Here is a 25,554-nt window from a genome sequence, read left to right as displayed (position 1 = left end):
GGGGGAGGCGGGTACAATGGTCCGGTGCTCGCCTGCAGAGACTGACCTGCTCCACGCCGACCGCTGATGCGGCCGGCGTTGCCGTGTGCCCTGGTCGGTTCCGATCCCAAGAGAGCGAGCTTTCCCACATGATTACCGCTTCCGCCCTGGAGTTGCGCGCCGGCGCCCGGATCCTGCTGTCCGACGCCACGCTGCGCATCCAGCCCGGTGACCGGATCGGGCTCGTCGGCCGCAACGGCGCGGGCAAGACCACCACCCTGAAGGTCCTCGCCGGCGAGGGACAGCCCTACAGCGGGTCGGTCGACAGCCGCGGACCGGTCGGATATCTGCCGCAGGATCCCCGTACCGGGGATCTCAGCATGTCGGCGCGGGACCGGGTGCTGTCGGCGCGCGGGCTCGACACGCTGATGGCCGAGATGCACAAGATCGAGGTCGACCTGGCCGGGTCGCCGCCGGAGCGCGACGCGCTGCTGCGCCGCTACGGCACCCTGGAGGACCGGTTCGCCGGTCTCGGCGGGTACGCCGCGGAGGCCGAGGCGGCCCGCATCTGCGCCAACCTGGGCCTGCCCGACCGGGTCCTCGAACAGCCGCTCGGCACCCTTTCCGGCGGCCAGCGCCGCCGCATCGAACTGGCGCGCATCCTGTTCCGCGACGCCAGCGAGACCGGCGGCGGCATCCTCCTGCTCGACGAGCCGACCAACCACCTCGACGCCGACTCCATCACCTGGCTGCGCGGCTTCCTGTCGGGCCACAAGGGCGGCCTCGTGGTGATCAGCCACGACGTCGGGCTGCTCGACGCGGTCGTCAACAAGGTCTGGTACCTCGACGCCAACCGGTCCACGATCGACGTCTACAACCTCGGCTGGAAGGCCTACCAGGAGGCGCGCGAGACCGACGAGCGCCGCCGGCGCCGGGAACGGGCCAACGCCGAGAAGAAGGCCGGCGCGCTGATGGCGCAGGCCGACAAGATGCGCGCCAAGGCGACCAAGGCGACCGCCGCGCAGAACATGGCCAAGCGGGCCGAGAAGCTCCTGTCCGGGCTGGAAGAGGAGCGGGTCGCCGACAAGGTGGCGAAGGTCCGCTTCCCGGCCCCGGCGCCGTGCGGCAAGACGCCGCTGACGGCGAAGGGACTGTCCAAGAGCTACGGCTCGCTGGAGATCTTCGTGGACGTCGACGTGGCCGTCGACCGCGGCTCGCGGGTGGCGATCCTCGGCCTCAACGGCGCGGGCAAGACGACGCTGCTGCGGATGCTCGCCGGCATGCTGCCGCCCGACACCGGCGAGGTCGTCCCCGGCCATGGCCTGCGCATCGGGTACTACGCCCAGGAGCACGAGACCCTCGACGTCGACCGGACGATTCTCGAGCACATGCGCTCGGCCGCACCCGACCAGAGCGACACCGACCTGCGCAAGATCCTGGGTGCCTTTCTGTTCAGCGGCGACGACGTCAACAAGCCGGCCGGAGTGCTCTCCGGCGGCGAGAAGACCCGGCTCGCGTTGGCCACGCTCGTCTGCTCCGGCGCCAACGTGCTGCTGCTCGACGAGCCGACCAACAACCTCGACCCGGTCAGCCGCGAGCAGGTGCTCGACGCGATCGCCCGCTATCCCGGAGCGATCGTGCTGGTGACCCACGACCCCGGAGCGGTCACCGCGCTCAAGCCGGACCGGGCGATCCTGCTGCCCGACGGCGCCGAGGACGCCTGGAGCGACGACCTGCTCGAGCTGGTGGAGCTGGCGTAGCCGGTCCGCACCACGCGATGGCCCGTTACCAAGGGGTGGCGAGCACCGCCTCCACGACGACGGCAACGACAACCCCGAGCACGGTCAGCAGCAGCGGGGCGGCCACCGGCGGTCCGGCCTGCCGCTCCGGCGCGACGGCGGCGACGGTCAGCCACGGGAAGAACGGCAGCCAGGCGTGCTCCACGCCGCCGCGGGCCAGCCCGGCCAGGACCGAGAACAGCACCGCCGTACCGGCGCCCACCAGGAACGGCCAGGCGGGCGTGTTCCGTACCTTCCGCAGGCTCGCCAGCAGCGGCGGCCCGACCGCGAGCAGCAGCGCCACCAGGCTGATGCCGCTCCACCACAGCGCCGACCGGTGCGGCGCGATCCGGACGGCCCAGTCGGCGTGCGCCACCCGCAGGCCGGCCGCCCACGAGAATCCGAACACGTCCGAGGCGATCAGGACCGGAACGAGCGCGCCGATCCCGCTCGCGAGGTTGAGAAACGGCCGCCGCCGGGCGAAGTACAGCAGGATCAGGGCCAGGCCCAGCCAGGGCACCGCGTACGAGAACAGCGCCGCGCCGCCGGCCAGCAGCCCGGCCACGCCCGCCCAGGCGCCGGCGCGCCACCCGGTACGCTCCCGCGCGCTGGCGTGCACCCCGGCGGCGACCATGGCGGCGCCCAGCGTCGCGACCACGGCGTCGAGGCTGACCGCGGTCCAGATCGCGTACGGTGCGAGGACCAGCACCGGCAGGTAGCGCCGGGCCGCGGTCTCGCCGCAGGTTCCGCGGACGGCGGCGAGCACGAGCGGGACGGCGAGCGCGCCGAGCGCGGTGATCAGCAGCCCGAGCACCAGGTTGTCGCGTACGCCGGCCCGGTGCAGCCCCCACAGCAGGAGCACCGGGCCTGGCGGGTGGCCACGCGCGGCGACCGAGAGCTGGCCGGCGTGCTCGGTGAAGTGGCGGACGAAGTGGGCCGGGCTGCGCCCGACGGCCGCCAGGTCGGCGGAGTACTCGTCCGGTGAGCTGAGCGCCCGGGTGAACCCGGCGGCGCCGTCCACCACGGCAAGCGCCAGGGCCCAGGCCAGCGTGCACAGGTAGGACCAGCCCAGCACGGCCCACCACCGCGTCCGGTCCAGCCAGCCGCGCGCGGCGAGCACGATGACGGCGGCCGCGACGGCGGGGGCGAGGATGCTCGACGGTCCCAGCTGGAAGCGGTACCGGCCGAGAAAAGGCGCGCTGGCGGTGCCCAATTGCGCACCCACCCTTACCGCGGCGGCGGTCAGCGCGAGACCCGTGACCGCGAGGACCGACCAGCCGGCGGCGTCGCGCCACTGCCGGCGCGCCTGGTCGGGCAGCCGGCCTGGCTGCTCCGGCTTGCCGGTGGTCGCGTCAACCCCCGCTGGAGTGGTCACGGGCCACCACGGTATCGGGTGGCGACACGGGCGTGCGTGTCGGTTGGCGCGGGTTCGATATCTGGCGCATGATCGCCTGAGGCGGTCTAATAGGTGGGACCGCACCAACCGCTCAGTCTGGGACGTGAGGAATCAACATGGCAGCCACCGCCACCACCACCAGCACCGAGAAGGGTCGCCGGATCGTCGGAGCCGAACGCCAGACGCTCGCCAAGGATCTGGTCAAGCGCTACACGAGTGGCGAGAGTATCCGGGCGCTGGCCTCTTCGACCGGTCGCTCATACGGCTTCGTGCATCGTGTTCTGACGGAGTCGGGCGTTCAACTGCGCCAGCGCGGCGGAGCGCGTCGGCGGAAGAAGGCGTGAACGAGCACGACAACGCGACCACACCGACAATCGGGGTACGACTAGATCGTGAGGGGCCGGTCGCAACGGTGACGTTGTGCCGGCCCGAGGTCCTCAACGCGCAGACACCGGCCATGTGGGCGGCGCTCCGGGACTTCAGCCGTGAGCTGCCCGGTGACGTCCGGGTCGTGGTCGTGCGCGGTGAGGGAAGAGCATTCTCGGCGGGCCTCGACCTGTCCGCGGCCGGAGCGCTTGCGTCAGGTGGCGAGGCAGCGGGGGGCCGGGCCGCGGGTGAGGAAAGCACCGTCGACGGTGTCGCGGGCGCCGGCGAGTCGTCGGCGCCGCGCGGCACGTTCACCGAGCTCGTGTCCCTGCCGCCCGAGCAGGCGGCCGAGGGCATCGCGCGGTTCCAGGAGGCGTTCTCCTGGCTGCGCCGGCCTGACCTGATCACGATCGCGGCCGTGCACGGGCACGCGATCGGCGCCGGTTTCCAGCTCGCGCTCGCCTGCGACTTCCGCGTCGTCAGCGACGACGCGGCGTTCACGATGGCCGAGGTGAAGCTCGGGCTGGTGCCCGACCTGACCGGCACGAAACGGCTGGTGGAGCTGGTCGGGTACGCCCGGGCGCTGGAGATCTGCGTGACCGGTCGCCGGGTGCCGGCGGCGGAGGCGGAACGGATCGGACTGGCCAATCTCGTCGTCGGGCGCGCCGAGCTCGACGCGGCCGTCGCCGACCTGACCGCGGCGGTCCTCGCCGCGCCGCGCGACGCCGTCGTGGAGATCAAGGCGCTGATCGCCGGGGCTGCCGGGCGCAGCTTCGCCGAGCAGGAGGCGGCGGAGCGCGCCGCCCAGGTGCGCCGGCTGCGTGATCTCGCCGGCCTCGGCGAATAATCCTGCCCAGGCGACCGTGCGTAATCGCGTTCCGCCGGCCCTGCGCAGCCGTGCCCAGGTAGCCGTGCGGGACAACACACCCGGACCGGCCGGGAAGAAAGCGTTTGCATCCAGGGTTGTCATAGCCGTTCGCGACACTGTTGCGCGGACGCGACGCGGAGGTGTGCGGTGACAGGCCCGATGGGTGGCATGGCCGGCTGGGAGATGTTGCGCTCGATGCGGCGCGGCAACGACCTGTCAGGTCGCAAGGTGGGGCGGCAGACGGCCCGGCGCGTCTTCGCGTTCGCCCGGCCCTACCGGCGCGACATCACCGTGTTCCTCGTCACCGTCGTCCTCGACGCGATCATCGGGGTCGCCACCCCGGTGCTCGCCGGTCGGGTGGTCAACGAGATCTCGCACGGCGGTCACGCCGCGGTGCGGGCGGTGGTGCTCACCGCTGTGGTCATCGCCGGACTGGCGATCGCCGACGCGCTGTTGTCGCTGGCCCAGCGGTGGTACTCGGCCCGCATCGGCGAGGGCATCATCCTCAACCTGCGCACCCAGGTGTACGACCACGTGCAGCGGATGCCGTTGCAGTTCTTCACCCGCACCCAGACCGGCGCTCTCGTGAGCCGGCTCAACAACGACGTGCTGGGCGCGCAGCGGGCGTTCACGTCGACCCTGTCCGGCGTGGTGAGCAACGTGATCCAACTGGTGCTCACCGCCGCCGTCATGTTCACCCTTTCGTGGCAGATCACGGTGCTGTCGCTGGTGCTGCTGCCGGTGTTCGTCCTGCCGGCGCGGCGCATCGGACGTCGGCTGGCCGACATCACCCGGGAGTCCTACCAGCTCGACGCGAAGATGAACGCGACGATGACGGAGCGGTTCGGAGTGGCGGGCGCGCTGCTGGTGAAGCTGTTCGGCCGGCCGGACGTCGAGGCGGCGCGCTTCGCCGACCGCGCCACCCGCGTGCGCGACATCGGCATCGAGTCGGCCATGTACAGCCGGACGTTCTTCGTCGCGATGCTGCTGGTCGCCTCGCTGGCGCAGGCGCTCACGTACGGTCTGGGCGGCTGGTACGCGGTGCGCGGCCTGATCCTGCCGGGCACGGTGGTGAGCCTCGCGCTGCTGCTGACCCGGCTCTACGGGCCGCTGACGGCGCTGTCGAACGTGCGTGTAGACGTGATGAGCGCGCTGGTGTCGTTCGAGCGGGTCTTCGAGGTGCTCGACCTGGAGCCGGCCATCCGGGAGGTGCCGGACGCGCGCCCGGTCCCGCGGGGCGCCGGCCGGGTGGAGTTCCGCGACGTGCACTTCCGGTACCCGAGCGCGTCGGAGGTGTCGCTGGCCTCCCTCGAAGACGTCGCCATGCTCGACCGGACCGCGAGCGAGCCGGTGCTGCGCGGCGTGTCGTTCACGGTCGAGCCGGGTCAGATGGTGGCGCTGGTCGGCCCGTCCGGGGCGGGCAAGTCGACCACGGCGATGCTGCTGCCGCGGGTGTACGACGTGACGGACGGCAGCGTGCTCGTCGGCGGCGTCGACGTGCGGGACACGACGCTGGCGTCGCTGCGCGACACGATCGGGGTCGTCACGCAGGACTCGCACCTGTTCCACGAGACGATCGCCGAGAACCTGCGGTACGCCCGGCCGGACGCGACCGACGAGGAGCTGTGGGCCGCGCTGGACCGGGCCCAGGTCGGCGATCTGGTCCGGGAGCTGCCGGACGGGTTGGACACCGTGGTGGGGGAGCGGGGCTACCGGTTCTCCGGCGGCGAGAAGCAGCGCATCGCGATCGCCCGGATCCTGCTGAAGGCCCCCTCGATCGTGATCCTGGACGAGGCGACCGCGCATCTGGACTCCGAGTCCGAGGCGGCCGTGCAGCGGGCGCTCAGCGCGGCGCTGACCGGCCGGACGGCCCTGGTCATCGCGCATCGGCTGTCGACGGTCCGCGACGCCGACCAGATCCTCGTCCTCGACAAGGGGCGCATCGTCGAGCGGGGCACCCACGACGATCTGGTGGCCGCGGGCGGCCTGTACGCCGAGCTGTATCGCACCCAGTTCGCGGTCGCCGACTCGCCCCGCCCGTTCGGCGAGGCGGAGCCGGTGACGACGGCGCCGGGGGCGGAGCTGGTTGACTAGTAGGCGCGGATCGAGCCGCCGTCGACGGGTACCGCCACACCGGTGAGGTAGCTCGCGGCGGGGGAGAGCACGAACGCCGCGACCCGCCCGAACTCCTCGGGTTCGGCGAGCCGGCGCAGCGGGATCTGCCCGGCCGCCTCGGCCTGAGCTTTCTGGGGATCGTCGGCCCCGGCGAACAGCTCCTTGTTGCGGTCGGTAAGGATCCGACCCGGCAGCAGGCTCACCACCCGGATTGCGCGCGGGCCGAGCTCGTCGGCCATGTCCCTGGCGACGCCGGCGAGGCCCGGCCGCAGGCCGTTGGAGATGCCGAGGTTGGGTATCGGCTGGCGGACCGAGGTGGAGAGCACGAACCCGATGGCGCCGCCCTCGCCGAGGCGGGCGGCGACGGTCCGGGCGGTGCGGACCGCACCGAGGAAGACCGTCCGGAACGACTCCAGCCACTGTTCGTCGCTGACGTGCAGCGCCGTCCCCTGCGGTGGGCCGCCGACCGAGATGAGCGCGCCGTCGAGGCGGCCGAACCGCTCGTACGCCAGGTCCACGAGCCGGTCGGGCGTGTCCGGGGCGGCGAGGTCGGCCGCCAGGCCGGCGGCGGCGTCGGTACCACCCAGCTTCTCGACAGCCGTGGCGACGCGTTCGGCGTCGCGGGAGGAGATGACCACCCGGGCGCCGTCGGCGACCAGACACTGCGCGGTGGCGAAGCCGAGACCGCGGGAGGCACCGGTCAGTACGTAGACCCGGTCGGCCAGTCCAAGGTCCATTCTCACAAACTCCTCAGCAGGAAACGCGGGTTCAGCGCAGGTGTCGGACGGTCTCCTCCACCAGGTCCAGGACGGCCTCGAGCTCGTCGGCGGGCCGGCCGGTGGCCAGGTGGAGCACCAGACCGTCGTAGGCGAGTTCGAGGAACTGGGCGAGCACGTCGACGGGTACGTCCGCGCGCAGCACGCCGGCTTCGCGCTGGCGGATCAGGCGTTCCCGGGTGGCCGCCGCGATGGCTTCCGAGCGCGCCGCCCACCGCTTGGCGAACTCGGGATCGGTGCGCAGCCGGCGGGACACCTCGAGCTGGGTGCCGAGCCAGCCGGCCACCTCCGGCTCGGCGGTCGCCTCCACGGCGGGCTCGGCCGCTCTGGCGAGCAGGTCGCGCATGACCTGGACGAGGCCGTGCTCGGCGACGGTGGCGACCATCGTGGCCGCGTCGTCCTCCGCGACCGCCAGGAACAGCGACTCCTTGTCGCGGAAGTGGTGGAAGATGGCGCCGCGGGACAGGCCGATCTCGTCTTCGAGCCGGCGTACGGTGGCGCCCTCGTACCCGTGTCGGGCGAAGCAGGTCCGCGCGCCGGCGAGGATTTCGCGGCGGCGCGCGTCGAGTTGATCCTGGCTTACCCTGGGCACGAGTCGATCGTGACAGTCCGGGCCGGTCTCCCGCAATTTCGGAAGGGATGATCATGCCCACCTCTGTCCGGTTCGCGGGCACGTCAGCCGCCTCCCGGCAAAGAGGGGTGTCCGCAAGCCGACAAAGTCACGTAGGGTCCCGGCGTGCCCCTGTTGCTAATCAGCCTCGACAACACGCTGATCGACCGCGAAGGGGCATTTCGCGCGTGGGGGCGGGACTTTCTCGAACAAATCGGAGCACCTGACTACGACCTGGACTGGTTGCTCTCGGTAGACGCTGACGGCATGACGCCGACCTGGGATCTCGCCGACGCGATCGAGGACCGGTACCGGCTGCGCATACCAGCCCTCGACCTCGTGGAGATCGTGCGCGAGGGCCTGCTCGAACGGCTGCGCCTCGACCCTCTGATCGCCTGCGCGCTCGGCATCGCCGAGGACTCCGGCTGGGTGCCGGTGGTGGTGACCAACGGCGAGACCCGGATGCAGGAGGAGAAGCTGCGCCGTACCGGTCTGGACCGCTACCTGGCCGCGTGGGTCATCTCCGACGAGGCCGGGTGCCGCAAGCCGAACCCCCGGATCTTCGCGATCGCCGCGGAGCGGGCCCGCGTCCGGCTGCGCGAGGCGTGGGTCATCGGCGACGCGCCCGAGGCCGACATCGGCGGCGCGGACGCGATCGGCGCGCCGAGTATCTGGCTGCGCCGGGGTCGGACCTGGCAGGAGCCGAGGTTCGCGCCCACCCGTGTCGTCGACTCCGTGCTCGAGGCGCTGGCCCTCGTGCTCGGCGTCGACGGCGTGTGAGCGGGCTGCTCAGTCGTCGGCGCGCTCGGCTCAGTCGTCGGCCCGCCTGTCTCAGTCGTCGGCCCGCTCGGCCGCGCTGCGCTCGACGCAGAACTCGTTGCCCTCGGGGTCGGTGAGCACCACCCAGCCCTTGCCGTCGGAGGTGCGCCGGTCGTCCACCTGCCGGGCGCCGAGCGCGAGGAGCCGCTCCACCTCGCCATCGCGGGTGCGGTCCTGCGGGCGCAGGTCGAGGTGCAGCCGGTTCTTGACGGCCTTGCCCTCAGGCACGCGGATGAACAGCAGGATCGGGTGGCCGTCGGGCGCCCGCAGCCAGGCCTCGTCGGCGTCGGGCTTGACATCGGGGTCGATCGGCCAGCCGACGACCTCGCTCCAGAACCGCGCGAGTTCGTGGGGCCGGGCACAGTCGACCGTGATGCTTGCGATGGCAGAGCTCACGCGCTCCTCCTCGGTCCGGGGGTGACGCGTCATTGTTGCACACCGGCAAAGGGATTTTGCTGGTTATCGAGCGGCCCGATCAGGCGGCGCGCGGGGCGGGCAGGCCCCGGCACGGTACGCGGTTACTGGAGGTACTCTTCGACCTCCTCGACCGGGCGCGGAGCGACGGCGTTGGGGTCCTCGTCCCGCTCCGGAGCCGTACGGCGGCGGCGCAGCAGGTCCCACAGCTGGTCGAGTGACTTCTCGACCTGGCGCAGCCGGGCCTGCTCCTCGTCCGAGGACAGCTCCCCGCTCTGCACCCGGGACCGCAGCCGGTGCTCCTCGTCGATGAGCTCGTGGATGTGCCCGAGGATCATCTTCTCGTCCATGTCCGTCAGGCTTACCCACCGTCGTGGCGGGCAACCCGGATGCGCAGGTGCCCCTGCCACCGCCTTCGAGGCGGCGACAGGGGCACCTGTCGGGTCGGTCGGTGGACCGGTCAGCTGGCCAGCATGCGGCGCAGCACGTACTGCAGGATGCCGCCATGCCGGTAGTAGTCGGCCTCACCGGGGGTGTCGATGCGCACCACGGCGTCGAACTGGACGCCGGTGTCGGTGCTGACGGTGACCGCCCGCGGCGTGGTGCCGGCGTTGAGCGCCTCGATCCCGGTGATCGTGAACGTCTCGGCGCCGGTCAGGCCCAGCGACTCGGCGTTCTCGCTGGCCGGGAACTGCAGCGGCAGGACGCCCATGCCGATGAGGTTGGAGCGGTGGATGCGCTCGTAGCTCTCGGCGATGACCGCCCTCACGCCGAGCAGCATCGTGCCCTTGGCGGCCCAGTCCCGCGACGAGCCCGAGCCGTACTCCTTGCCGGCCAGGATCACCAGCGGCACGCCGGCGTCGGCGTATGCCACCGAGGCGTCGTAGATGGTGGTCTGCTCGCCGGTGAGGTGGTTGACGGTGAACCCGCCTTCCACGCCGGGCACCAGCTGGTTGCGCAGCCGGATGTTGGCGAACGTGCCCCGGATCATCACCTCGTGGTTGCCCCGACGGGAGCCGTACGAGTTGAAGTCGCGCCGCTCGACGCCGTGCTCGGACAGGTACCGACCGGCCGGCGAGTCGGGCTTGATCGACCCGGCCGGTGAGATGTGGTCGGTGGTGACCGAGTCGCCGAGCTTGGCGAGCACCCGGGCGCCGTTGATGTCCGACACCGGGGCCGGCTCGGCCGCCATGCCCTCGAAGTACGGGGGCTTGCGCACGTACGTCGAGTCGGGCGCCCAGTCGAACGTGTTCCCGGTCGGCGTGGGCAGCGACTGCCAGCGCTCGTCGCCGGCGAACACGTCGGCGTAGTCGCGCGAGAACATCTCGCTCGCGATCGCCGAGGCCATGACCTCCTCGACCTCCTGCGCGGTCGGCCAGATGTCGCGCAGGTACACCGGCTCGCCGTCGCCGCCGGTGCCCAGCGGCTCGTTGGCCAGGTCGATGTCCATCGTGCCCGCCAGGGCGTACGCGACGACAAGCGGCGGTGAGGCCAGGTAGTTCATCTTGACGTCGGGGTTGATCCGGCCCTCGAAGTTGCGGTTGCCGGACAGCACGCTGACCGCGGTCAGGTCGTTGTCGTTGATGGCGGCGCTGATCTCGTCCTGCAGCGGGCCCGAGTTGCCGATGCAGGTGGTGCAGCCGTACCCGACCAGGTTGAAGCCGAGCTTCTCCAGGTAGGGCGTGAGGCCGGCACGCTCGTAGTAGTCCATGACGACCTTGGAGCCCGGCGCCAGGGTGGTCTTCACCCACGGCTTGCGCGCCAGCCCCCGGTCGACGGCCTTCTTCGCCAGCAGCGCGGCGCCGAGCATCACCTGCGGGTTGGAGGTGTTGGTGCAGGAGGTGATCGCGGCGATCACGACCGCGCCGTGGTCCAGCTCGAACTTCGCGCCGTCGGCGAGCGTCACCGTCACCGGTTTGCTCGGCCGGCCGGCGGCGCCGACCGCGGCCGAGATGAGGTCATGCGGGGCGTCGGCCGGGTCCGTCACCGTGCCGACGGCCGGCGAGTCGCTGGCCGGGAACGACTCCGCGCTCGCCTCGTCGGCCTTGCCCGCGACGCCGTTCTGCGCGGCCTCGACGGGCCCGGGCACCGGCGCCTTCACGTAGTCCTTGAGCGCGGCCCGGAAGAGGGTCTTCGCCGACAGCAGCGGCACCCGGTCCTGCGGGCGCTTCGGGCCGGCGAGGGACGGCTCGACGGTCGACAGGTCCAGCTCCAGCCGCTCGGAGTACTCCGGCTCGGCGTTCGGGTCGTGCCAGAGGCCCTGCTCCTTGGCGTACGCCTCGACCAGCGCGAGCTGCTCGGGCGAGCGGCCGGTCAGGCGCAGGTAGCGCACGGTCTCGTCGTCGATCGGGAAGATCGCGACGGTCGAGCCGTACTCGGGGCTCATGTTGCCGATGGTGGCCCGGTTGGCCAGCGGTACGGCGGCCACGCCGGGGCCGTAGAACTCGACGAACTTGCCGACCACGCCGTGCTGGCGCAGCATCTCGGTGATCGTGAGCACGAGGTCGGTCGCGGTCGTGCCCTCGGGCAGCTCGCCGCTGAGCTTGAAGCCGACGACCCGGGGGATGAGCATGCTCACCGGCTGGCCGAGCATCGCGGCCTCGGCCTCGATGCCGCCCACGCCCCAGCCGAGGACGCCCAGGCCGTTGACCATGGTCGTGTGCGAGTCGGTGCCCACGACGGTGTCCGGGTAGGCCACGCCGTTGCGGGTCATGATCGTGCGGGCCAGGTACTCGATGTTGACCTGGTGCACGATGCCGGTGCCCGGCGGGACGACCTTGAACTCGTTGAACGCGGTCTGGCCCCACCGCAGGAACTGGTAGCGCTCCTGGTTGCGCTGGTACTCCAGGTCGACGTTGCGGACGAAGGCGTCCTCGCGGCCGAACAGGTCGGCGATGACGGAGTGGTCGATGACCAGCTCGGCCGGGGCGAGCGGGTTGACCTTCCCGGGGTCGCCGCCGAGGTCGCGGACGGCCTCCCGCATCGTGGCGAGGTCGACGACGCAGGGGACGCCGGTGAAGTCCTGCATGAGCACCCGGGCCGGGGTGAACTGGATCTCCACGCTGGGGTCGGCGTTCGGGTCCCAGGAGCCGAGCGCCCGGATGTGATCGGCGGTGATGTTGGCGCCGTCCTCGGTGCGCAGCAGGTTCTCCAGGAGGATCTTCAGGCTGTACGGCAGTCGCGCCGAGCCCTCCACCTGGCTGATCTTGTAGATCTCGTAGCTGGCGTCACCGACGCCCAGCTGGCTCCGGGCGCCAAACGAGTCGAGGCTGGCCACGTAGTACTCCTCGCGTCATTGGTTGGTCGGCTAGCAGTCTCCCGCAGTCGGGCTCGGTCGGCTGCGGCGGGTGGGTGGGTGCCCATCGCGACCGTCCAAGAAAACCGTACGTCCGTCTTGTTAAGTTGAGCAAGCAGATGATCGTCACACCTTCGGTCGATGGGTTTCTTGCAAGGTCTTGCTGAAATTTTCGGTTACCGATACGTTTCGGCCACCCCCCCATCGAGGATGGCCACTATGAAGATTCGTCGATCTGTGACCGTCGCGCTCGGCTGCGTGCTGGGCCTCGCCATGACCGCCACCGCGTCGGCCGCGGTCGTCAACCTTCCGGAACGACCGGTCTCCGCATCCGGAACCATCTCCGGCGCGCCGACCTGGGACCGCGAGCCGTCGGCCGCGTCGCTGGCTGACGCGGCCGACGGCTCGCGGTCCCACGCCGAGCAGTTCTACTTCGCGCTGCCCGACCGCTTCGCCAACGGCGACACGGCCAACGACCGCGGGGGGCTCACCGGCGACCGGCTGGCCACCGGGTACGACCCGACCGACAAGGGCTTTTACCACGGCGGCGACCTCAAGGGCGTCACCGACAAGCTCGACTACATCAAGGGCCTGGGCACCACCGCGATCTGGCTCGCGCCGATCTTCAAGAACAAGCCGGTGCAGGCCAACGGCAGCGACGTGTCCGCCGGCTACCACGGCTACTGGATCACCGACTTCACGCGGGTCGATCCGCACTTCGGCACCGAGGCCGACCTCGACAACCTGGTCAAGGCAGCCCACAGGAAGGGCATGAAGGTCTACCTCGACATCATCACCAACCACACCGCCGACGTGATCCGGTCCGGCAGCGAGTACGTCGGCAAGGCGGATGCGCCTTACAAGGACGCCAGCGGCCACCCGTTCGACGACGCCAACTACGCCGACGGCACCCACGGCTTCCCGAAGGTCAACGTCAACTCGTTCCCGTACCAGCCGACGTTCCCCACCCCGGCGGACGCCACGGTCAAGAAGCCCGCCTGGCTCAACGACCCGACCATGTACCACAATCGGGGCAACTCCACCTACGCCGGCGAGAACGCCACCTACGGCGACTTCGTCGGCCTCGACGATCTGTGGACCGAACGGCCCGACGTGGTGCGGGGGATGACCGACATCTACGCGAGCTGGATCGGCCGGGCCGGGATCGACGGGTACCGCATCGACACCGTCAAGAACGTCGACCTGCCGTTCTGGCCGCAGTTCGCCGCCGGGGTCGAGCAGGCCGCGCGCAAGGCCGGCAAGCCCAACTTCTTCATGTTCGGTGAGGTCTACAGCGGCGACCCCGAGGTCGACTCCACGTACGTCCGGCAGGGCCGCCTGCCGGCCACGCTGGACTTCCCGTTCCAGGCCGCGGCCAGCGACTACGCCGCCCGTGGCGGCTCGGCGGGCGAGCTCGCCGCGCTCTACGCCAGCGACGACCTGTACACCACCAGCGGCACCGACGCCCGCCGGTTGCCGACCTTCCTCGGCAACCACGACATGGGCCGCATCGGCTCGTTCGTCCGGGCCGCCGGCGGTGACGCCACCACCCAGCTCGACAAGGACATCCTGGCCCACCAGCTGATGTTCCTGACCCGTGGCCAGCCGATCGTCTACTCCGGCGACGAGCAGGGCTTCACCGGACCGGGCGGCGACAAGGACGCCCGGCAGGACATGTTCGGAAGCCTGGTGCCCAGCTACCTGACCGATCCGCTGCTCGGCACCGACCGTACGCACGCGGTCGACCAGTACGACCCGAACCACCCGCTGTACCGCACGATCGCCCAGCTCGGGGCGCTCCGGCAGGCCAACCCGGCGCTGCGCGACGGCGTCCAGGTCACCCGGTACGCCGCCGACGGGCCGGGCGTGTTCGCCTTCTCCCGGATCGACCCGGCCCAGCGTGTCGAGTACGTGGTGGCGGTCAACAACGCCACCACGGCGCAGACGGCGACGTTCGGTACCTACGGGGGCAGCTTTGCGTCCATCTACCCGAGTACCGGCCGGTCGGTGGCGAGCGCGAAGGACGGCAAGCTGACCGTCACCGTCCCGCCGCTGTCGGCGGTGGTGTACAAGGCCCGCAAGGCCCTGCCCAAGCCGTCCGGCGCACCGAAGATCACGATCACCACCCCGGCGGCCGGCCAGAAGGTGCCCACCCGCACCCGGGTCGTCGCCGACGTCGCCGGCGACCCGCTCGCGTCCGTCTCCGTGGCGGTGCAGGTGGGCAACGGGCCCTGGCAACTGCTCGGCACCGCGACCCACGCCCCGTACGCTGTCTACCACGACCTGACGGGGCTGGAAGGGAACACGCGACTGCGGTACAAGGCGGTGGTCCGCGACGGCGCCGGCCACACCGCGACCGCGACCACGACCGCCTACGTCGGCACCCCGCCGGCCGCGACCGACCGCGACTACCTGGTGGTGCACTACCAGCGGCCCGCCGGCGACTACGCGCCCTGGGGCCTGTACGTCTGGGGTGACGTCGACCCGTCCTCGGTGACCACCTGGCCGGCCGGGCAGCCGTTCACGGGCGAGGACGCGTACGGTCGCTTCGCCTGGGTGAAGCTCAAGCCCGGCGCGCGCAACGTCGGCTTCCTCGTCGTCGACGCGAACGGCGTGAAAGACGTCGCGAGCGACCGCAGCGTCGATCCGAGCCAGACCGGCGAGATCTGGCTCAGACAGGGCGACGCTACGGTGTACCCGTCCGATGCGGCGGCCACGAAGACCGTGGCCGTGCACTACAACCGCCCGGACGGTGCGTACACCGGTTGGAGCCTGAGCGTCTCAGGCGCCGACCGGCAGCCCGACGGCACTGACAGCTACGGCGTCTACTGGAACGTCCCCGTCGGGGACCCCACCAAGCCGGTCACGTTCACCGTGCACAACGGCGCCACCAACGATCCGGGGGCGGACCGGTCGGTGCTGCCGGCCGCGGCGGGGGACGCCTGGGTCCGCTCCGGCGACCAGACCGTGTACCCGAACCGGGCCGCCGCCGAGCACTCCGCCGTGCTGCACTACCGGCGGCCGGCGGGCGACTACACCGGCTGGGGCATGCACGTGTGGGCCGGCGCCGCGAAACCGACCGACTGGGGCGCGCCGTTGCCGCCCGCCGGGCAGGACGCCTACGGCGACGTGTTCCGGGTCCCGCTCGCCGACGGCGCGAAGAGCCTCAGCTACATCATCCACGATGGAGATAGCAAGGACCTGCCGGCCGACCAGTCGCTCGATCTGGTGAAGACGGGCAACGAGGTCTGGCTCCTGGCCGCCCAACCGCGCTATCTGTTGCCCATGGCGGCCCCGTCGGCACCCGACACCGACATCACGAAGGCGAAGGCCCAGTGGATCGACCGCGACACGGTGCTGTGGAAGCCCGGGCCCACCGACGGCCGTACGTTCGACCTGCGGGCGGGCGGCCAGACCATCCGTCTGCACGCGGGCGTGCTGACCGAGGCGCAGCGCCAGAAGTACCCGAACCTGTGGGACTACCAGGCGTTCACCGTCGACCCGGCCGACCGGGGCAAGGTGCGCGACGCGCTGCGCGGTCAGGTCGTCGCCTACGAGCGGGACGCCGACGGCAAGGTGCTGGCGGCCACCGGGGTGCAGCTTCCCGGCGTACTCGACGACCTGTACGCGGCGGCGACCAGGGCGACGCTCGGACCGGTGTTCGCCGGCAATCGGGTGACGCTGAGCGTGTGGGCGCCGACCGCGCAGACCGTCTCCCTCGAACTGGCCGACGCGCCGACGGCCAGCCCGACGCTGGTGCCGATGCGCCGCGACGACACCACCGGCGTGTGGTCGGCCTCCGGCGCCTGGAAGGGCAGGTACTACCGGTACCGGGTGACCGCCTGGCAGCCGGCCGCGCAGAAGGTGGTGACCGCCAGCGTCACCGACCCGTACTCGGTTGACCTGTCGGTCGACTCGACCTTCAGCCGCGCCACCGACCTGAACGACCGGTCGCTCGCGCCGGCCGGCTGGTCCGGACTGCGCAAGCCCGGCGTCGACCCGTCGAAGATCCAGATCCAGGAGCTGTCGGTCCGCGACTTCTCCAGCTCCGACGACAGCGTGCCGGCCGCCCACCGGGGCACCTACCTGGCGTTCACCGACGCGAACTCGGCCGGCATGACCCACCTGCGCGACCAGGCGAAGGCCGGGCTCACCCACGTACACCTGCTTCCGGTCTTCGACTTCGCGTCCGTGCCGGAGCGGCGCGCCGACCAGCAGACCCCGGCGTGCGACCTGGCGAAGATGGCGCCCGACAGCGACCAACAGCAGGCGTGCATCGCGGCGGTGGCGAACTCCGACGGCTACAACTGGGGCTACGACCCGCTGCACTACACCGCGCCGGAGGGCTCGTACGCGGTCGACCCGGACCGGCGGATCACCGAGTTCCGGCAGATGGTGGCGGGCTTGAACAACGCCGGACTGCGGGTGGTCATGGACGTGGTCTACAACCACACGGACGCCGCCGGCACCGACAAGTTCTCCGTGCTCGACCAGATCGTGCCCGGCTACTACCAGCGGCTGCTCGACGACGGCACGGTGGCCAACTCGACCTGCTGCGCCAACACCGCGCCCGAGCACGCCATGATGGGCAAGCTCGTGGTCGACTCCGTCGTCACCTGGGCCAGACAGTACAAGGTGGACGGCTTCCGGTTCGACCTCATGGGCCACCACCCGAAGGACAACATCCTGGCCGTACGCGCGGCGCTCGACAAGCTCACGCTCGCCCGCGACGGCGTCGACGGCAAGAAGATCTACGTGTACGGCGAGGGCTGGAACTTCGGCGAGGTCGCTGACAACGCCCGGTTCACACAGGCCACGCAGGCCAACCTGGCCGGTACCGGGATCGGCACCTTCAACGACCGGCTGCGCGACGCCGTACGCGGCGGCGGCCCGTTCGACGCCGACCCGCGCATCCAGGGCTTCGCGTCGGGTCTGTACACCGACCCCAACGGCGACCCCGTCAACGGCTCGACCGCCGACCAGAAGGCCCGGCTGCTGCACTACCAGGACCTCATCAAGGTCGGGCTGACCGGCAACCTGGCTGGTTACCGATTTGTCGACTCGTCCGGAAAGGAAGTGACGGGCGCGCAGGTCGACTACAACGGCGCCCCGGCCGGGTACACCGCGTCGCCGCGCGAGGCGATCACGTACGTCGACGCGCACGACAACGAGATCCTGTACGACGCCCTCGCCTACAAGCTCCCGCAGCGCACGTCGGCGACGGACCGGGCGCGCATGCAGGTGCTCGCGCTGTCGACCACGATCCTCGGTCAGGGCGTCGGGTTCAGCGCGGCCGGCTCCGACCGGCTGCGCTCCAAGTCCCTGGACGGCAACTCGTTCAACTCAGGGGACTGGTTCAACGCGATGTCCTGGGACTGCCACGCCGGCAACGGCTTCGGGCGCGGCCTGCCGCAGGCCGCCGACAACAAGGGCAAGTGGCCGTACGCGAAGCCGCTCCTGGCCGACCCGAAGCTGGTGCCCGACTGTGCGGCCGTCGACGCGACCAGCAACGGCTACGCCGACCTGCTGCGCATCCGCGACAGCTCGCCCGCGTTCGGCTTCGCCACCGCGGCCGACGTGCAGCGGCACGTGTCGTTCCCGCTGTCGGGCGCCGGGGAGACGCCGGGGGTCATCACGATGACGGTGACCGGTGACCCGCACTGGAAGTCGATCACCGTCGTCTTCAACGCGACCCCCGGGACGGTCACCCAGACCCTGGCCGGGCTGCGGGGCGCCACGGTGGCGCTGCACCCGATCCAGGCGGCCGGGAGTGACCCGGTGGTCAAACAGTCCGGCTTCGACGCCGCGACCGGCGCGCTGACCGTGCCCGGCCGTACGGTGGCGGTGTTCGTCCAGTCGTGACGACCGCTTCCATGATCCTGAAGGGTTTTCCGTGTGCCGACACGGAAAACCCTTCAGGATCATCGCGTTGTAGCGTCGGAGGTCAACGGCAACCGATGCGCCACACGGAGGAGACCATGGAGTACCGCACCCTCGGCGGGACCGGCACGCTGGTGTCGACGCTGTCGCTGGGCACGATGACGTTCGGTGCCGAAAGCGACGAGAAGACCGCGTACGCGCAGCTCGACCGGTTCGTCGAGCGGGGCGGCAACCTCATCGACACCGCCGACGTGTACACCCGCGGCGCGGCCGAGGAGATCGTCGGCCGGTGGCTGCACGACCGGCCGGGCGCGCGCGACCGCGTCGTCATCGCCACCAAGGGGCGCTTCCCGATGGGTGACGGGCCCAACGACGCCGGACTGTCCCGCGGGCACCTGTCCCGGGCCCTGGACGCCAGCCTGCGGCGGCTCGGCACCGACTACGTCGACCTCTACCAGGCACACGCGTGGGACCCGCTCACCCCGATCGAGGAGACGCTGCGGTTCTTCGACGACGCCGTACGCGCGGGTAAGATCCGGTACGCCGGCGTCAGCAACTTCACCGGCTGGCAGCTGCAGAAGGCGGCGCTGCTCACCCGGCACCTCGGGCTGGCGCCGATCGTGACCCTGCAGCCGCAGTACAACCTGCTGGCCCGCGACATCGAGTTCGAGCTGACCGACGTCTGCCGCAACGAGAACATCGGGATCCTGCCCTGGTCGCCGCTTGCCGGCGGGTGGCTGACCGGAAAGTACCGGCGCGACCAGGCGCCCACCGGCGCGACCCGGCTGGGGGAGAACCCGCAGCGGGGCGTCGAGGCGTACGAGCGGCGCAACAACGAGCGCACCTGGCAGGTCCTCGACGCGGTGCGCGCGGTGGCCGACGGTCGCGGCGTGTCCACCGCTGTCGTCGCCATCGCCTGGCTGGTCGACCGGGCGGGCGTGACGTCGGTGATCCTCGGCGCGCGCACCCTCGAACAGCTCGACGACAACCTGTCCGCCGCCGGGCTGCACCTGACCGCCGAGGAGACCCGCCTCCTCGACGAGGCGAGCGCGCCGCTGGTGTCCGACTACCCGTACGGGGCCCCGGGCGTCGAGCAGCGCGACCGCCGCCTTCCCTAGCGGATCCTGGACGCCTGGCGGGCCTGTGGCACCGTCAGGCGTCCAGGATCTCCGAAGGGTTACTCGGCCAGCCGGCTGACGGCCGTCGCGAGCAGCCAGCCCGGGTCGGCGCCGGCCGCCGCGCCCTGCAGTCGCACCATCACCACGTCGTCGCCGCGGCGGGCCACGGCCCACCCGTCGCCGGCGTACGCCTCGTCGCCGACCCCGGGCAGCGGCGCGCCGCGCGTACGGGCGCGCATCGCGAGCCGGCCGGCGAGCCCGTGCGTGCGCGCCAGGTAGACGGCCGGCCGCGCATCGCCGGTGGTGAACGTCTGCGCCGACAGCACGCCCGCGACCGTGCCACCGGCGTCCCGGACGACCACCGGAAGGCCGATGGCGCCGGCGACGTCGTTGGCGGACAGGAGCCGGCCGGTCGTCAGGTCAGGCGTTCCGACCGCCGACGGCGGGACCGGGGCGTCGCCGGCGCCCGGGTCGGCCGCGACGTCCCCGGTCCGATGCGCGACCACGGTCAGGTCGACGACGCGGCGGGTCCACCGCCGGGCCGTCAGCCGGACCACGTCACCGACCGCGCAGCGGTCGTACCGCGCGGCGGGCAGGGCCCACGCGGTCGTCCGGTCGTCCGTCCCGTCGTCGACGGCGAGGTAGTACAGCCACGGTGTGGACGGCCGGTTGTCACCGCCCCGGGTGACGCGCCACGGCTCGGTCCACAGCACCTCGCCGGTGACCGTCACCGGCCAGGCGAGGTCCGCGACCGCCCGGACCAGCCGGTACCCGGCACGCGCCGCCACGGCCGCTCCGAGCAGCGTCATAACGAGTCCGGTCGGTCCGCGCCACCGGACGGGCAGCCCGTCGACCATCGGGTGCCGGTACCGCAGCAGGGCGTACCCGACCACCAGCCCCGCGAGCGCCCGGATGAGCAAGGGGGCGGCCCTGCTGCCGTAGCGGGCCCAGAACACCGGATACCGGACGCGGACGCGGTGCCACGTACCGCCGTACGACGACCACACCCGCCTGCGGTCGCCCAAGCCGAGGTCGATCACGGCGCTGCACATCCGGGTCGTGCCCAGCGCGGCGCCGTACGACAGGTACCGGTCCCAGACCGCCACCGCGGCCGGTGGCAGGTTGGCGAAGGCCTCGTCTCCGCGCAGGTAGGCGCGAAGGCCCAGCCAGCGGGTGGCGGCCGCGTGGCCGGCCGCCGTGTCGCGCTCGCCGCGGACGGTTCCCGCGAGCACGCACAGCCCGAAGAACGTGCCCAGCGCGGCGTCGAACGCCTCGTTCCGGGTGGTGTGCGGGCCGGTGTGACGTGCGCCGATCAGCGCCGCCACGAAGACGGCGACGGCCGTGACGGCGGCGCCGGCCAGGAGCAGTGCCAGGATCGCGGGGGAGAACCGCCGCCGGGACAGCCCGCGCGCCCGGGCGTCCGCGACCACGTCGGCGCGCAGCCGCTTCGCCCAGCTCTTCGCCTCGGCCTCAGCGCGGAAGGTCAGCGCCGTCAGCGGCACCACGCCGTCGACGGCGAGGCCACGCACCCGGTCGAGCACCCGCCGCTCGTACGCGGTCAGGTCGTCGTCTCCGGTGTTCCGGACGTGGACCGTGGTCTGCGCCGGGTCGTCGACCGGCTGGCGCAGTTCGACGAGCCGGCGCGCGGCCAGGTCGAGCAGGGTCGACTCGGCCGCGTCGGCGGTGACCTCCCACCGGTTGGCGAGCAGGCTCACCACGGCGGGCGGCTCGGCGCCACCGAACTCCTGCGTCGGCGGGGCCGCCGGGACCGGGCGCGGCCGGGTCAGGACGAGGCAGCTGGCGAAGACGGCGAACCAGCCGGCGAGCGCGCCGCCCCCGACGATCAGCGCGACGACCATCCCGTTCAGAACCGGACCTGGACGTCCTGGCGCTCTTCACCGGCCGCCTCGAAGTACGGCTCCGGCCGGAACCCGGCGACGCCGGCGACGAGGTTCGTCGGGATGGACCAGACAGCCCCGTTGTAGATCTGGACCGCGTTGTTGTAGAACTGCCGGGCGTACGCGATCTTGTCCTCGGTGTCGCCCAGCGTGGCCTGCAGCGCGCGGAAGTTCTCGTCGGCTTTGAGCTCCGGGTACGCCTCGGCCAGGGCGAACAGCCGGCCGAGCGCCTGCGTCAGCGCGCCCTCGGCGGCCGCCTGCGGGGCCGGGCCGTGCGCGGAGGCCGCCGCGCCGCGTGCGGTCACGACGGCTTCGAGGGTGCCGCGCTCGTGCGCGGCGTAGCCCTTGACGGTCTCCACGAGGTTGGGGATCAGCGAGTGGCGGCGCTTGAGCTGCACGTCGATCTGCGCCCACGACGCCGTCGCCCGGGTGCGCAGCCGCACGAGCCGGTTGTACGCGGCGATCGACCAGCCGATCACCAGGAGGAGCAGTCCGACGACGAGGACGCCGAACACGACGACCAGCGGGGGACGGGAGCCCATGGCGGGACCTTTCGACGCGACGGCGATTCCCGCGCCCGATGGTCCCCTGGGACGCATCGATCGGCAGCACTTTGTCCAAGATCCGACGGAGGCGCCGGCGGGTCCGCCGACGCCTTCGTCGATCAGCAGGTCAGCCGGGCAGCCGTGGGCCCGCTTCGCGCTGAGCCGCCAGCCACGCCTCCACCTCGTCGGACGTACGCGGCAGGCCGGCCGACAGGTTGCGCGCGCCCGCCGCCGTCACCAGCACGTCGTCCTCGATCCGGATGCCGATGCCGCGCAGCTCCGCCGGGACGAGCTCGTCCTCGGGCTGGAAGTACAGGCCCGGCTCGACGGTCAGCACGTGCCCCTCTTCCAGGCTGCCCTTGCGGTAGCGCTCGCTGCGGGCGTGGGCGCAGTCGTGCACGTCGAGGCCCAGCATGTGGCCGAAGCCGTGCAGCGTCCAGCGCCGGTACAGCGTCGAGTCCGGGCTCATCGCCTCGTCCACACTCACCGGCAGCACCCCGAGGTCGGCGAGGCCCTCGGCGAGCGCCCGCATGCAGGTCTGGTGGATGTCGTCGTACTTCACGCCGGGCCTGATGAAATCGATGCCGGCCTGCTGCGAGCGGTACACGATGTCGTAGACCTGCCGCTGCAGCGGCGTGAACCGGCCGTTCACAGGCAGCGTACGGGTCACGTCGGCGGTGTACAGGTTGACGTTCTCCACGCCCATGTCCATCAGCAGCAGGTCGCCGGGCGCGGTGCGGCCGTCGTTGCGGGTCCAGTGCAGGATCGCCCCGTGCGGGCCGTTGCCGACGATCGAGCCGTACCCGACGTCGTTGCCGTCGTGGCGGGCGCGCAGCCCGAACACGCCCTCGAGCAGCCGCTCGCTGACCGGCCGGTCGGCCGGCAGGATCCGCGCGACGTCCTCGAACCCGCGCACGGTCGCGTCGATCGCGTCCTGCAGCTGGGCGATCTCCCACTCGTCCTTGACCAGCCGCAGCTCGGAGAGGACGCGGGCCAGCTCGGCGTCACGGGAGCCGTCGTCGGTGACCCGGACGGCGGCGTCCACCACCGGGTCGTAGCCGCGCAGCACCCGGGTGCGGCCCGGCGCCAGCTCGTCGAGCGCGGCCGGCAGCGTCGCCAGGTGCGCGGTGTCGACGCCCAGCTCGGCCGACTTCTCCGCGAGCGTGTGCCGGCGACCGATCCACAGCTCGCCGTACATGCGGTCGCGGAAGAACTCGTCGGTGTCGCGGGGCGAACGGGGCCGGATGTACAGCGTCTCGTCGCCGCCCGGGCGGATGATGAGCACCGCGTCCGGGTCGTGCTCACCGGTCAGCCAGACGTGGTCGCTGCCGGGGCGGAACGGGTGCTCGGTGTCGTTGGCGCGTGTCTTGGCCCGGCCGGACGGGATGACCAGCGTCTCACCCGGGAACGCCGCGGCCAGCGCCGCCCGGCGCTTGGCGTGCTGCGGCGCCTGGGGGCGTGCCGACACGTCGAGGGCGGTGTCGCGCCAGCCGGTCCGCATGAACTCCACGAAACGCTGGGGGAACTCCGGATCGTGCGACTGCGTGCCCTCGGGGCGCTGTTCGGCCTGCTCGTTCATGCTCTGACGGTACCTCCGCCCGGGTCCGTCCCGTGGGACGGTACGCGTAGGCGTGACAAGAAGACGGTGCGCAGGCGTGACAAGATAACGGCCATGTGCGGTCTGCTCACCTTTGTCAGCGCTCACGGTCGCGCGTCGACCTGTCAGGATGGCGTCGCGGAGGCGCTCGAGAGCATCCACCATCGAGGTCCGGACGAGACCGGCGTCAACGTCGTCGACGACGACGTGGTGTTCGGCTTCAAGCGGCTGTCGATCATCGACGTGGAACACAGTCACCAGCCCCTGGCGTACCCGCCGACCGGACCGGAGGCCAACCGGTACGTCATCACGTTCAACGGCGAGATCTACAACTACCTGGAGCTGCGCGAGGAGCTCATCCGCGAGCACGGCGCCGAGTTCGCCACCACCGGGGACACCGAGGTGATCGTCGCGGCGTACCACCACTGGGGCCCGGCGGCGGTGAGCCGGCTGCGCGGCATGTTCGCGTTCGTGATCTGGGACCGGGCCGCGCGCCGGGCGTTCGGCGCCCGTGACCCGTTCGGTATCAAGCCCTTCTTCCACCTGGCCACGTCCGAGGGCATCTACTTCGCCAGCGAGAAGAAGTCGCTGCTGCCGTTCGCGGAGGCCGCCTCGGCCGGCGACGCCGGCGTCGACGCAGCCAACCTGTCGCACTACCTGACGCTGCAGTACGTGCCCGAGCCGGGCAGCCTGCACAAGGGGATCGGCCGGATCGGCTCGGGCGAGTCGTTCGTCTACGCCCCGGGTGAGAAGCTCACCACGCACCGCTACTACCAGCCCACGTTCCGCCCGACCCCGACCAGCAGCCCGCAGGCGCTCTACGACCGGATCCGGGAGACGCTGCGCGAGAGCGTGCGGGTACACATGCGCTCCGACGTGCCGGTCGGCGCGTTCCTGTCCAGCGGCATCGACTCCACCGCGGTGGTGGCGTTGGCCCGTGAGTTCAACCCGAACATCCTGACCTTCACCGTCGGCACCGACGTCAACGGCTACTCCGAGATCGACGTCGCGCAGGACTCCGCACGCCACCTCGGGGTCACCACGATTCCGACGCTCATGGGCCCGCAGGACATGATGGACGCCCTGCCGAAGATCATCTGGCACCTGGACGACCCGGTGGCCGACCCGGCGCTCGTCCCGCTGTACTTCGTGGCCAAGAAGGCCGCCGAGCACGTCACGGTCGTGCTCTCCGGCGAGGGCGCCGACGAGTTCTTCGGCGGGTACACGATCTACCGGGAACCGCTGTCGCTCGCCGCGATCAACGGGCTGCCCGACCCGCTCCAGAAGGGGCTGCGGGCGGTGTCGAAGGTGATCCCGGAGGGCGTGAAGGGCAAGAGCTTCCTGGAGCGCGGCACCACGCCGATCGAGGAGCGCTACTACGGCAACGCGCGGATGTTCACCGAGGAGGAGAAGGCGCGCCTGATGCGCCGGTACGACGGGAGCGTGCGGTACACCGACGTCACCGCGCCGATCTACGCCGAGGCCGCCGCCATGGGCCTCGACGAGGTCACCACGATGCAGTACGTCGACCTGTACACCTGGCTGCGCGGCGACATCCTGGTCAAGGCCGACCGGATGTCGATGGCCCACTCGCTGGAGCTGCGGGTGCCGTTCCTGGACAAGGAGGTCTTCGACGTCGCGGCGACCGTACCGGTCGACCTGAAGCTGCCGCCGAAGACCAACGAGACCAAGTACGCCATGCGCCGGGCCCTCGAAGGGGTGGTGCCGCCGGCCATCGTCAACCGCAAGAAACTCGGCTTCCCCACGCCGACCCGGGTGTGGCTGCGCGGCGAGATGTACGAGTGGGCGCGCGAGATCTTCCTCCGCTCGGGCGCGGACCACCTGCTGGACCTCAAGTACGCGGTGCAGCTGCTCGACGACCACCAGCAGGGCAAGGCGGACAACTCGCGCAAGGTCTGGACGGTGCTGGTGTTCTGCATCTGGCACGCGATCTTCGTGGAGCGCTCGCTCGACCCCGGCATCACGCGTAACCAGTCGGCGCTGCTGACCAAGCCGGCGATCGGCTCGGTCGTCGGCTAGTGGTCTCCCCTCGTGATCGCGGAAACTCTTCTGTGCCGGGACACGGAAAAGTTTCCGCGA

General features: G+C 71.5%; 17 protein-coding genes. 8 read left to right on the top strand and 9 right to left on the bottom strand.

Features of this window, described 5'->3' with window-relative positions; genetic code table 11:
- Nucleotides 1-128 precede the first annotated feature (128 nt).
- Nucleotides 129-1,739, top strand: a complete 1,611-nt coding sequence (locus tag HC031_RS11840) for an ABC-F family ATP-binding cassette domain-containing protein (RefSeq protein ID WP_167925292.1) — start codon at nucleotides 129-131, stop codon at nucleotides 1,737-1,739.
- Between the two features lie 25 nt (nucleotides 1,740-1,764).
- Here HC031_RS11840 and HC031_RS11835 read toward each other — a convergent pair whose 3' ends face one another.
- Nucleotides 1,765-3,132, bottom strand: a complete 1,368-nt coding sequence (locus tag HC031_RS11835; protein WP_338090610.1) for a hypothetical protein — start codon at nucleotides 3,130-3,132, stop codon at nucleotides 1,765-1,767.
- A gap of 137 nt (nucleotides 3,133-3,269) precedes the next feature.
- Between HC031_RS11835 and HC031_RS11830 the strand changes: the two genes are divergently transcribed.
- The 3 genes from HC031_RS11830 to HC031_RS11820 all read left to right on the top strand — a co-directional run bounded on the left by HC031_RS11830 (nucleotide 3,270) and on the right by HC031_RS11820 (nucleotide 6,481).
- Nucleotides 3,270-3,497 (top strand): helix-turn-helix domain-containing protein, encoded by a 228-nt coding sequence (locus tag HC031_RS11830; RefSeq protein ID WP_167925291.1) that lies wholly within the window; start codon nucleotides 3,270-3,272, stop codon nucleotides 3,495-3,497.
- Nucleotides 3,494-4,366: an enoyl-CoA hydratase/isomerase family protein gene (locus HC031_RS11825; RefSeq protein ID WP_338090609.1), complete on the top strand. Its 873-nt coding sequence runs from the start codon at nucleotides 3,494-3,496 to the stop codon at nucleotides 4,364-4,366. Before HC031_RS11830 ends, HC031_RS11825 begins: the two co-directional genes overlap by 4 nt.
- A 180-nt stretch (nucleotides 4,367-4,546) precedes the next feature.
- Entirely contained in the window at nucleotides 4,547-6,481 is a 1,935-nt protein-coding gene (locus tag HC031_RS11820; RefSeq protein ID WP_205862644.1) for an ABC transporter ATP-binding protein, read from the top strand.
- On the opposite strand, the gene HC031_RS11815 is transcribed toward HC031_RS11820, so the two are convergent.
- On the bottom strand, nucleotides 6,478-7,239 hold the full coding sequence (locus HC031_RS11815) for an SDR family oxidoreductase (protein ID WP_167925289.1): 762 nt from the start codon (nucleotides 7,237-7,239) through the stop codon (nucleotides 6,478-6,480). The genes HC031_RS11820 and HC031_RS11815 overlap by 4 nt on opposite strands.
- A gap of 31 nt (nucleotides 7,240-7,270) precedes the next feature.
- Entirely contained in the window at nucleotides 7,271-7,870 is a 600-nt protein-coding gene (locus HC031_RS11810; RefSeq protein ID WP_167925288.1) for a TetR family transcriptional regulator, read from the bottom strand.
- A gap of 144 nt (nucleotides 7,871-8,014) precedes the next feature.
- Here HC031_RS11810 and HC031_RS11805 point away from each other — a divergent pair, with 144 nt between their 5' ends.
- The gene (locus HC031_RS11805) at nucleotides 8,015-8,668 is read left to right on the top strand and encodes an HAD-IA family hydrolase (protein ID WP_167925287.1); all 654 of its coding nucleotides are present in this window, start codon (nucleotides 8,015-8,017) and stop codon (nucleotides 8,666-8,668) included.
- Nucleotides 8,669-8,719: 51 nt separating this feature from the next.
- Here HC031_RS11805 and HC031_RS11800 read toward each other — a convergent pair whose 3' ends face one another.
- The 3 genes from HC031_RS11800 to HC031_RS11790 all read right to left on the bottom strand — a co-directional run bounded on the left by HC031_RS11800 (nucleotide 8,720) and on the right by HC031_RS11790 (nucleotide 12,398).
- Nucleotides 8,720-9,103 carry a VOC family protein gene (locus tag HC031_RS11800; protein ID WP_338090608.1) on the bottom strand — a complete coding sequence of 128 codons (384 nt, stop codon included), beginning with the start codon at nucleotides 9,101-9,103 and terminating at the stop codon, nucleotides 8,720-8,722.
- A gap of 122 nt (nucleotides 9,104-9,225) precedes the next feature.
- Nucleotides 9,226-9,471, bottom strand: coding sequence for a DUF2630 family protein (locus HC031_RS11795; RefSeq protein WP_167925285.1), 246 nt, complete (start codon nucleotides 9,469-9,471; stop codon nucleotides 9,226-9,228).
- Nucleotides 9,472-9,581: 110 nt separating this feature from the next.
- The gene (locus HC031_RS11790; RefSeq protein ID WP_167925284.1) at nucleotides 9,582-12,398 is read right to left on the bottom strand and encodes an aconitate hydratase AcnA; all 2,817 of its coding nucleotides are present in this window, start codon (nucleotides 12,396-12,398) and stop codon (nucleotides 9,582-9,584) included.
- Nucleotides 12,399-12,635: 237 nt separating this feature from the next.
- Between HC031_RS11790 and pulA the strand changes: the two genes are divergently transcribed.
- Together pulA and HC031_RS11780 are read left to right on the top strand one after the other, a co-directional pair.
- Nucleotides 12,636-18,278, top strand: coding sequence for a pullulanase-type alpha-1,6-glucosidase (pulA, locus tag HC031_RS11785; RefSeq protein ID WP_240942387.1), 5,643 nt, complete (start codon nucleotides 12,636-12,638; stop codon nucleotides 18,276-18,278).
- Nucleotides 18,279-18,394: 116 nt separating this feature from the next.
- Nucleotides 18,395-19,414, top strand: a complete 1,020-nt coding sequence (locus HC031_RS11780; RefSeq protein ID WP_167925283.1) for an aldo/keto reductase — start codon at nucleotides 18,395-18,397, stop codon at nucleotides 19,412-19,414.
- 59 nt (nucleotides 19,415-19,473) lie between these two features.
- Here the strand turns inward: HC031_RS11780 and HC031_RS11775 are convergent, their stop codons facing one another.
- The 3 genes from HC031_RS11775 to HC031_RS11765 all read right to left on the bottom strand — a co-directional run bounded on the left by HC031_RS11775 (nucleotide 19,474) and on the right by HC031_RS11765 (nucleotide 23,436).
- On the bottom strand, nucleotides 19,474-21,273 hold the full coding sequence (locus HC031_RS11775) for a DUF2207 family protein (RefSeq protein ID WP_167925282.1): 1,800 nt from the start codon (nucleotides 21,271-21,273) through the stop codon (nucleotides 19,474-19,476).
- Nucleotides 21,274-21,278: 5 nt separating this feature from the next.
- Nucleotides 21,279-21,854 (bottom strand): LemA family protein, encoded by a 576-nt coding sequence (locus HC031_RS11770; protein WP_167925281.1) that lies wholly within the window; start codon nucleotides 21,852-21,854, stop codon nucleotides 21,279-21,281.
- Nucleotides 21,855-21,984: 130 nt separating this feature from the next.
- Complete coding sequence (locus HC031_RS11765; RefSeq protein ID WP_167925280.1) at nucleotides 21,985-23,436, bottom strand: aminopeptidase P family protein; 1,452 nt, start codon at nucleotides 23,434-23,436, stop codon at nucleotides 21,985-21,987.
- A gap of 93 nt (nucleotides 23,437-23,529) precedes the next feature.
- On the opposite strand from HC031_RS11765, the gene asnB reads away from it, so the two are divergent.
- Complete coding sequence (gene asnB, locus HC031_RS11760) at nucleotides 23,530-25,494, top strand: asparagine synthase (glutamine-hydrolyzing) (RefSeq protein ID WP_167925279.1); 1,965 nt, start codon at nucleotides 23,530-23,532, stop codon at nucleotides 25,492-25,494.
- Nucleotides 25,495-25,554 lie beyond the last annotated feature (60 nt).

Source organism: Planosporangium thailandense, assembly GCF_011947195.1.
Taxonomy (GTDB): domain Bacteria; phylum Actinomycetota; class Actinomycetes; order Mycobacteriales; family Micromonosporaceae; genus Planosporangium; species Planosporangium thailandense.
This window is presented reverse-complemented; position numbering and strand designations above follow the sequence as displayed.

Bases quoted from the DNA above. Each gene is read 5' to 3' on its own strand.
- HC031_RS11830 (WP_167925291.1), top strand. From the start codon at position 3,270: ATGGCAGCCACCGCCACCACCACCAGCACCGAGAAGGGTCGCCGGATC.
- HC031_RS11780 (WP_167925283.1), top strand. From the start codon at position 18,395: ATGGAGTACCGCACCCTCGGCGGGACCGGCACGCTGGTGTCGACGCTG.
- HC031_RS11840 (WP_167925292.1), top strand. From the start codon at position 129: ATGATTACCGCTTCCGCCCTGGAGTTGCGCGCCGGCGCCCGGATCCTG.
- HC031_RS11815 (WP_167925289.1), bottom strand. From the start codon at position 7,239: ATGGACCTTGGACTGGCCGACCGGGTCTACGTACTGACCGGTGCCTCC.
- HC031_RS11765 (WP_167925280.1), bottom strand. From the start codon at position 23,436: ATGAACGAGCAGGCCGAACAGCGCCCCGAGGGCACGCAGTCGCACGAT.
- HC031_RS11795 (WP_167925285.1), bottom strand. From the start codon at position 9,471: ATGGACGAGAAGATGATCCTCGGGCACATCCACGAGCTCATCGACGAG.
- HC031_RS11770 (WP_167925281.1), bottom strand. From the start codon at position 21,854: ATGGGCTCCCGTCCCCCGCTGGTCGTCGTGTTCGGCGTCCTCGTCGTC.
- pulA (WP_240942387.1), top strand. From the start codon at position 12,636: ATGAAGATTCGTCGATCTGTGACCGTCGCGCTCGGCTGCGTGCTGGGC.
- HC031_RS11775 (WP_167925282.1), bottom strand. From the start codon at position 21,273: ATGGTCGTCGCGCTGATCGTCGGGGGCGGCGCGCTCGCCGGCTGGTTC.
- asnB (WP_167925279.1), top strand. From the start codon at position 23,530: ATGTGCGGTCTGCTCACCTTTGTCAGCGCTCACGGTCGCGCGTCGACC.
- HC031_RS11820 (WP_205862644.1), top strand. From the start codon at position 4,547: ATGGGTGGCATGGCCGGCTGGGAGATGTTGCGCTCGATGCGGCGCGGC.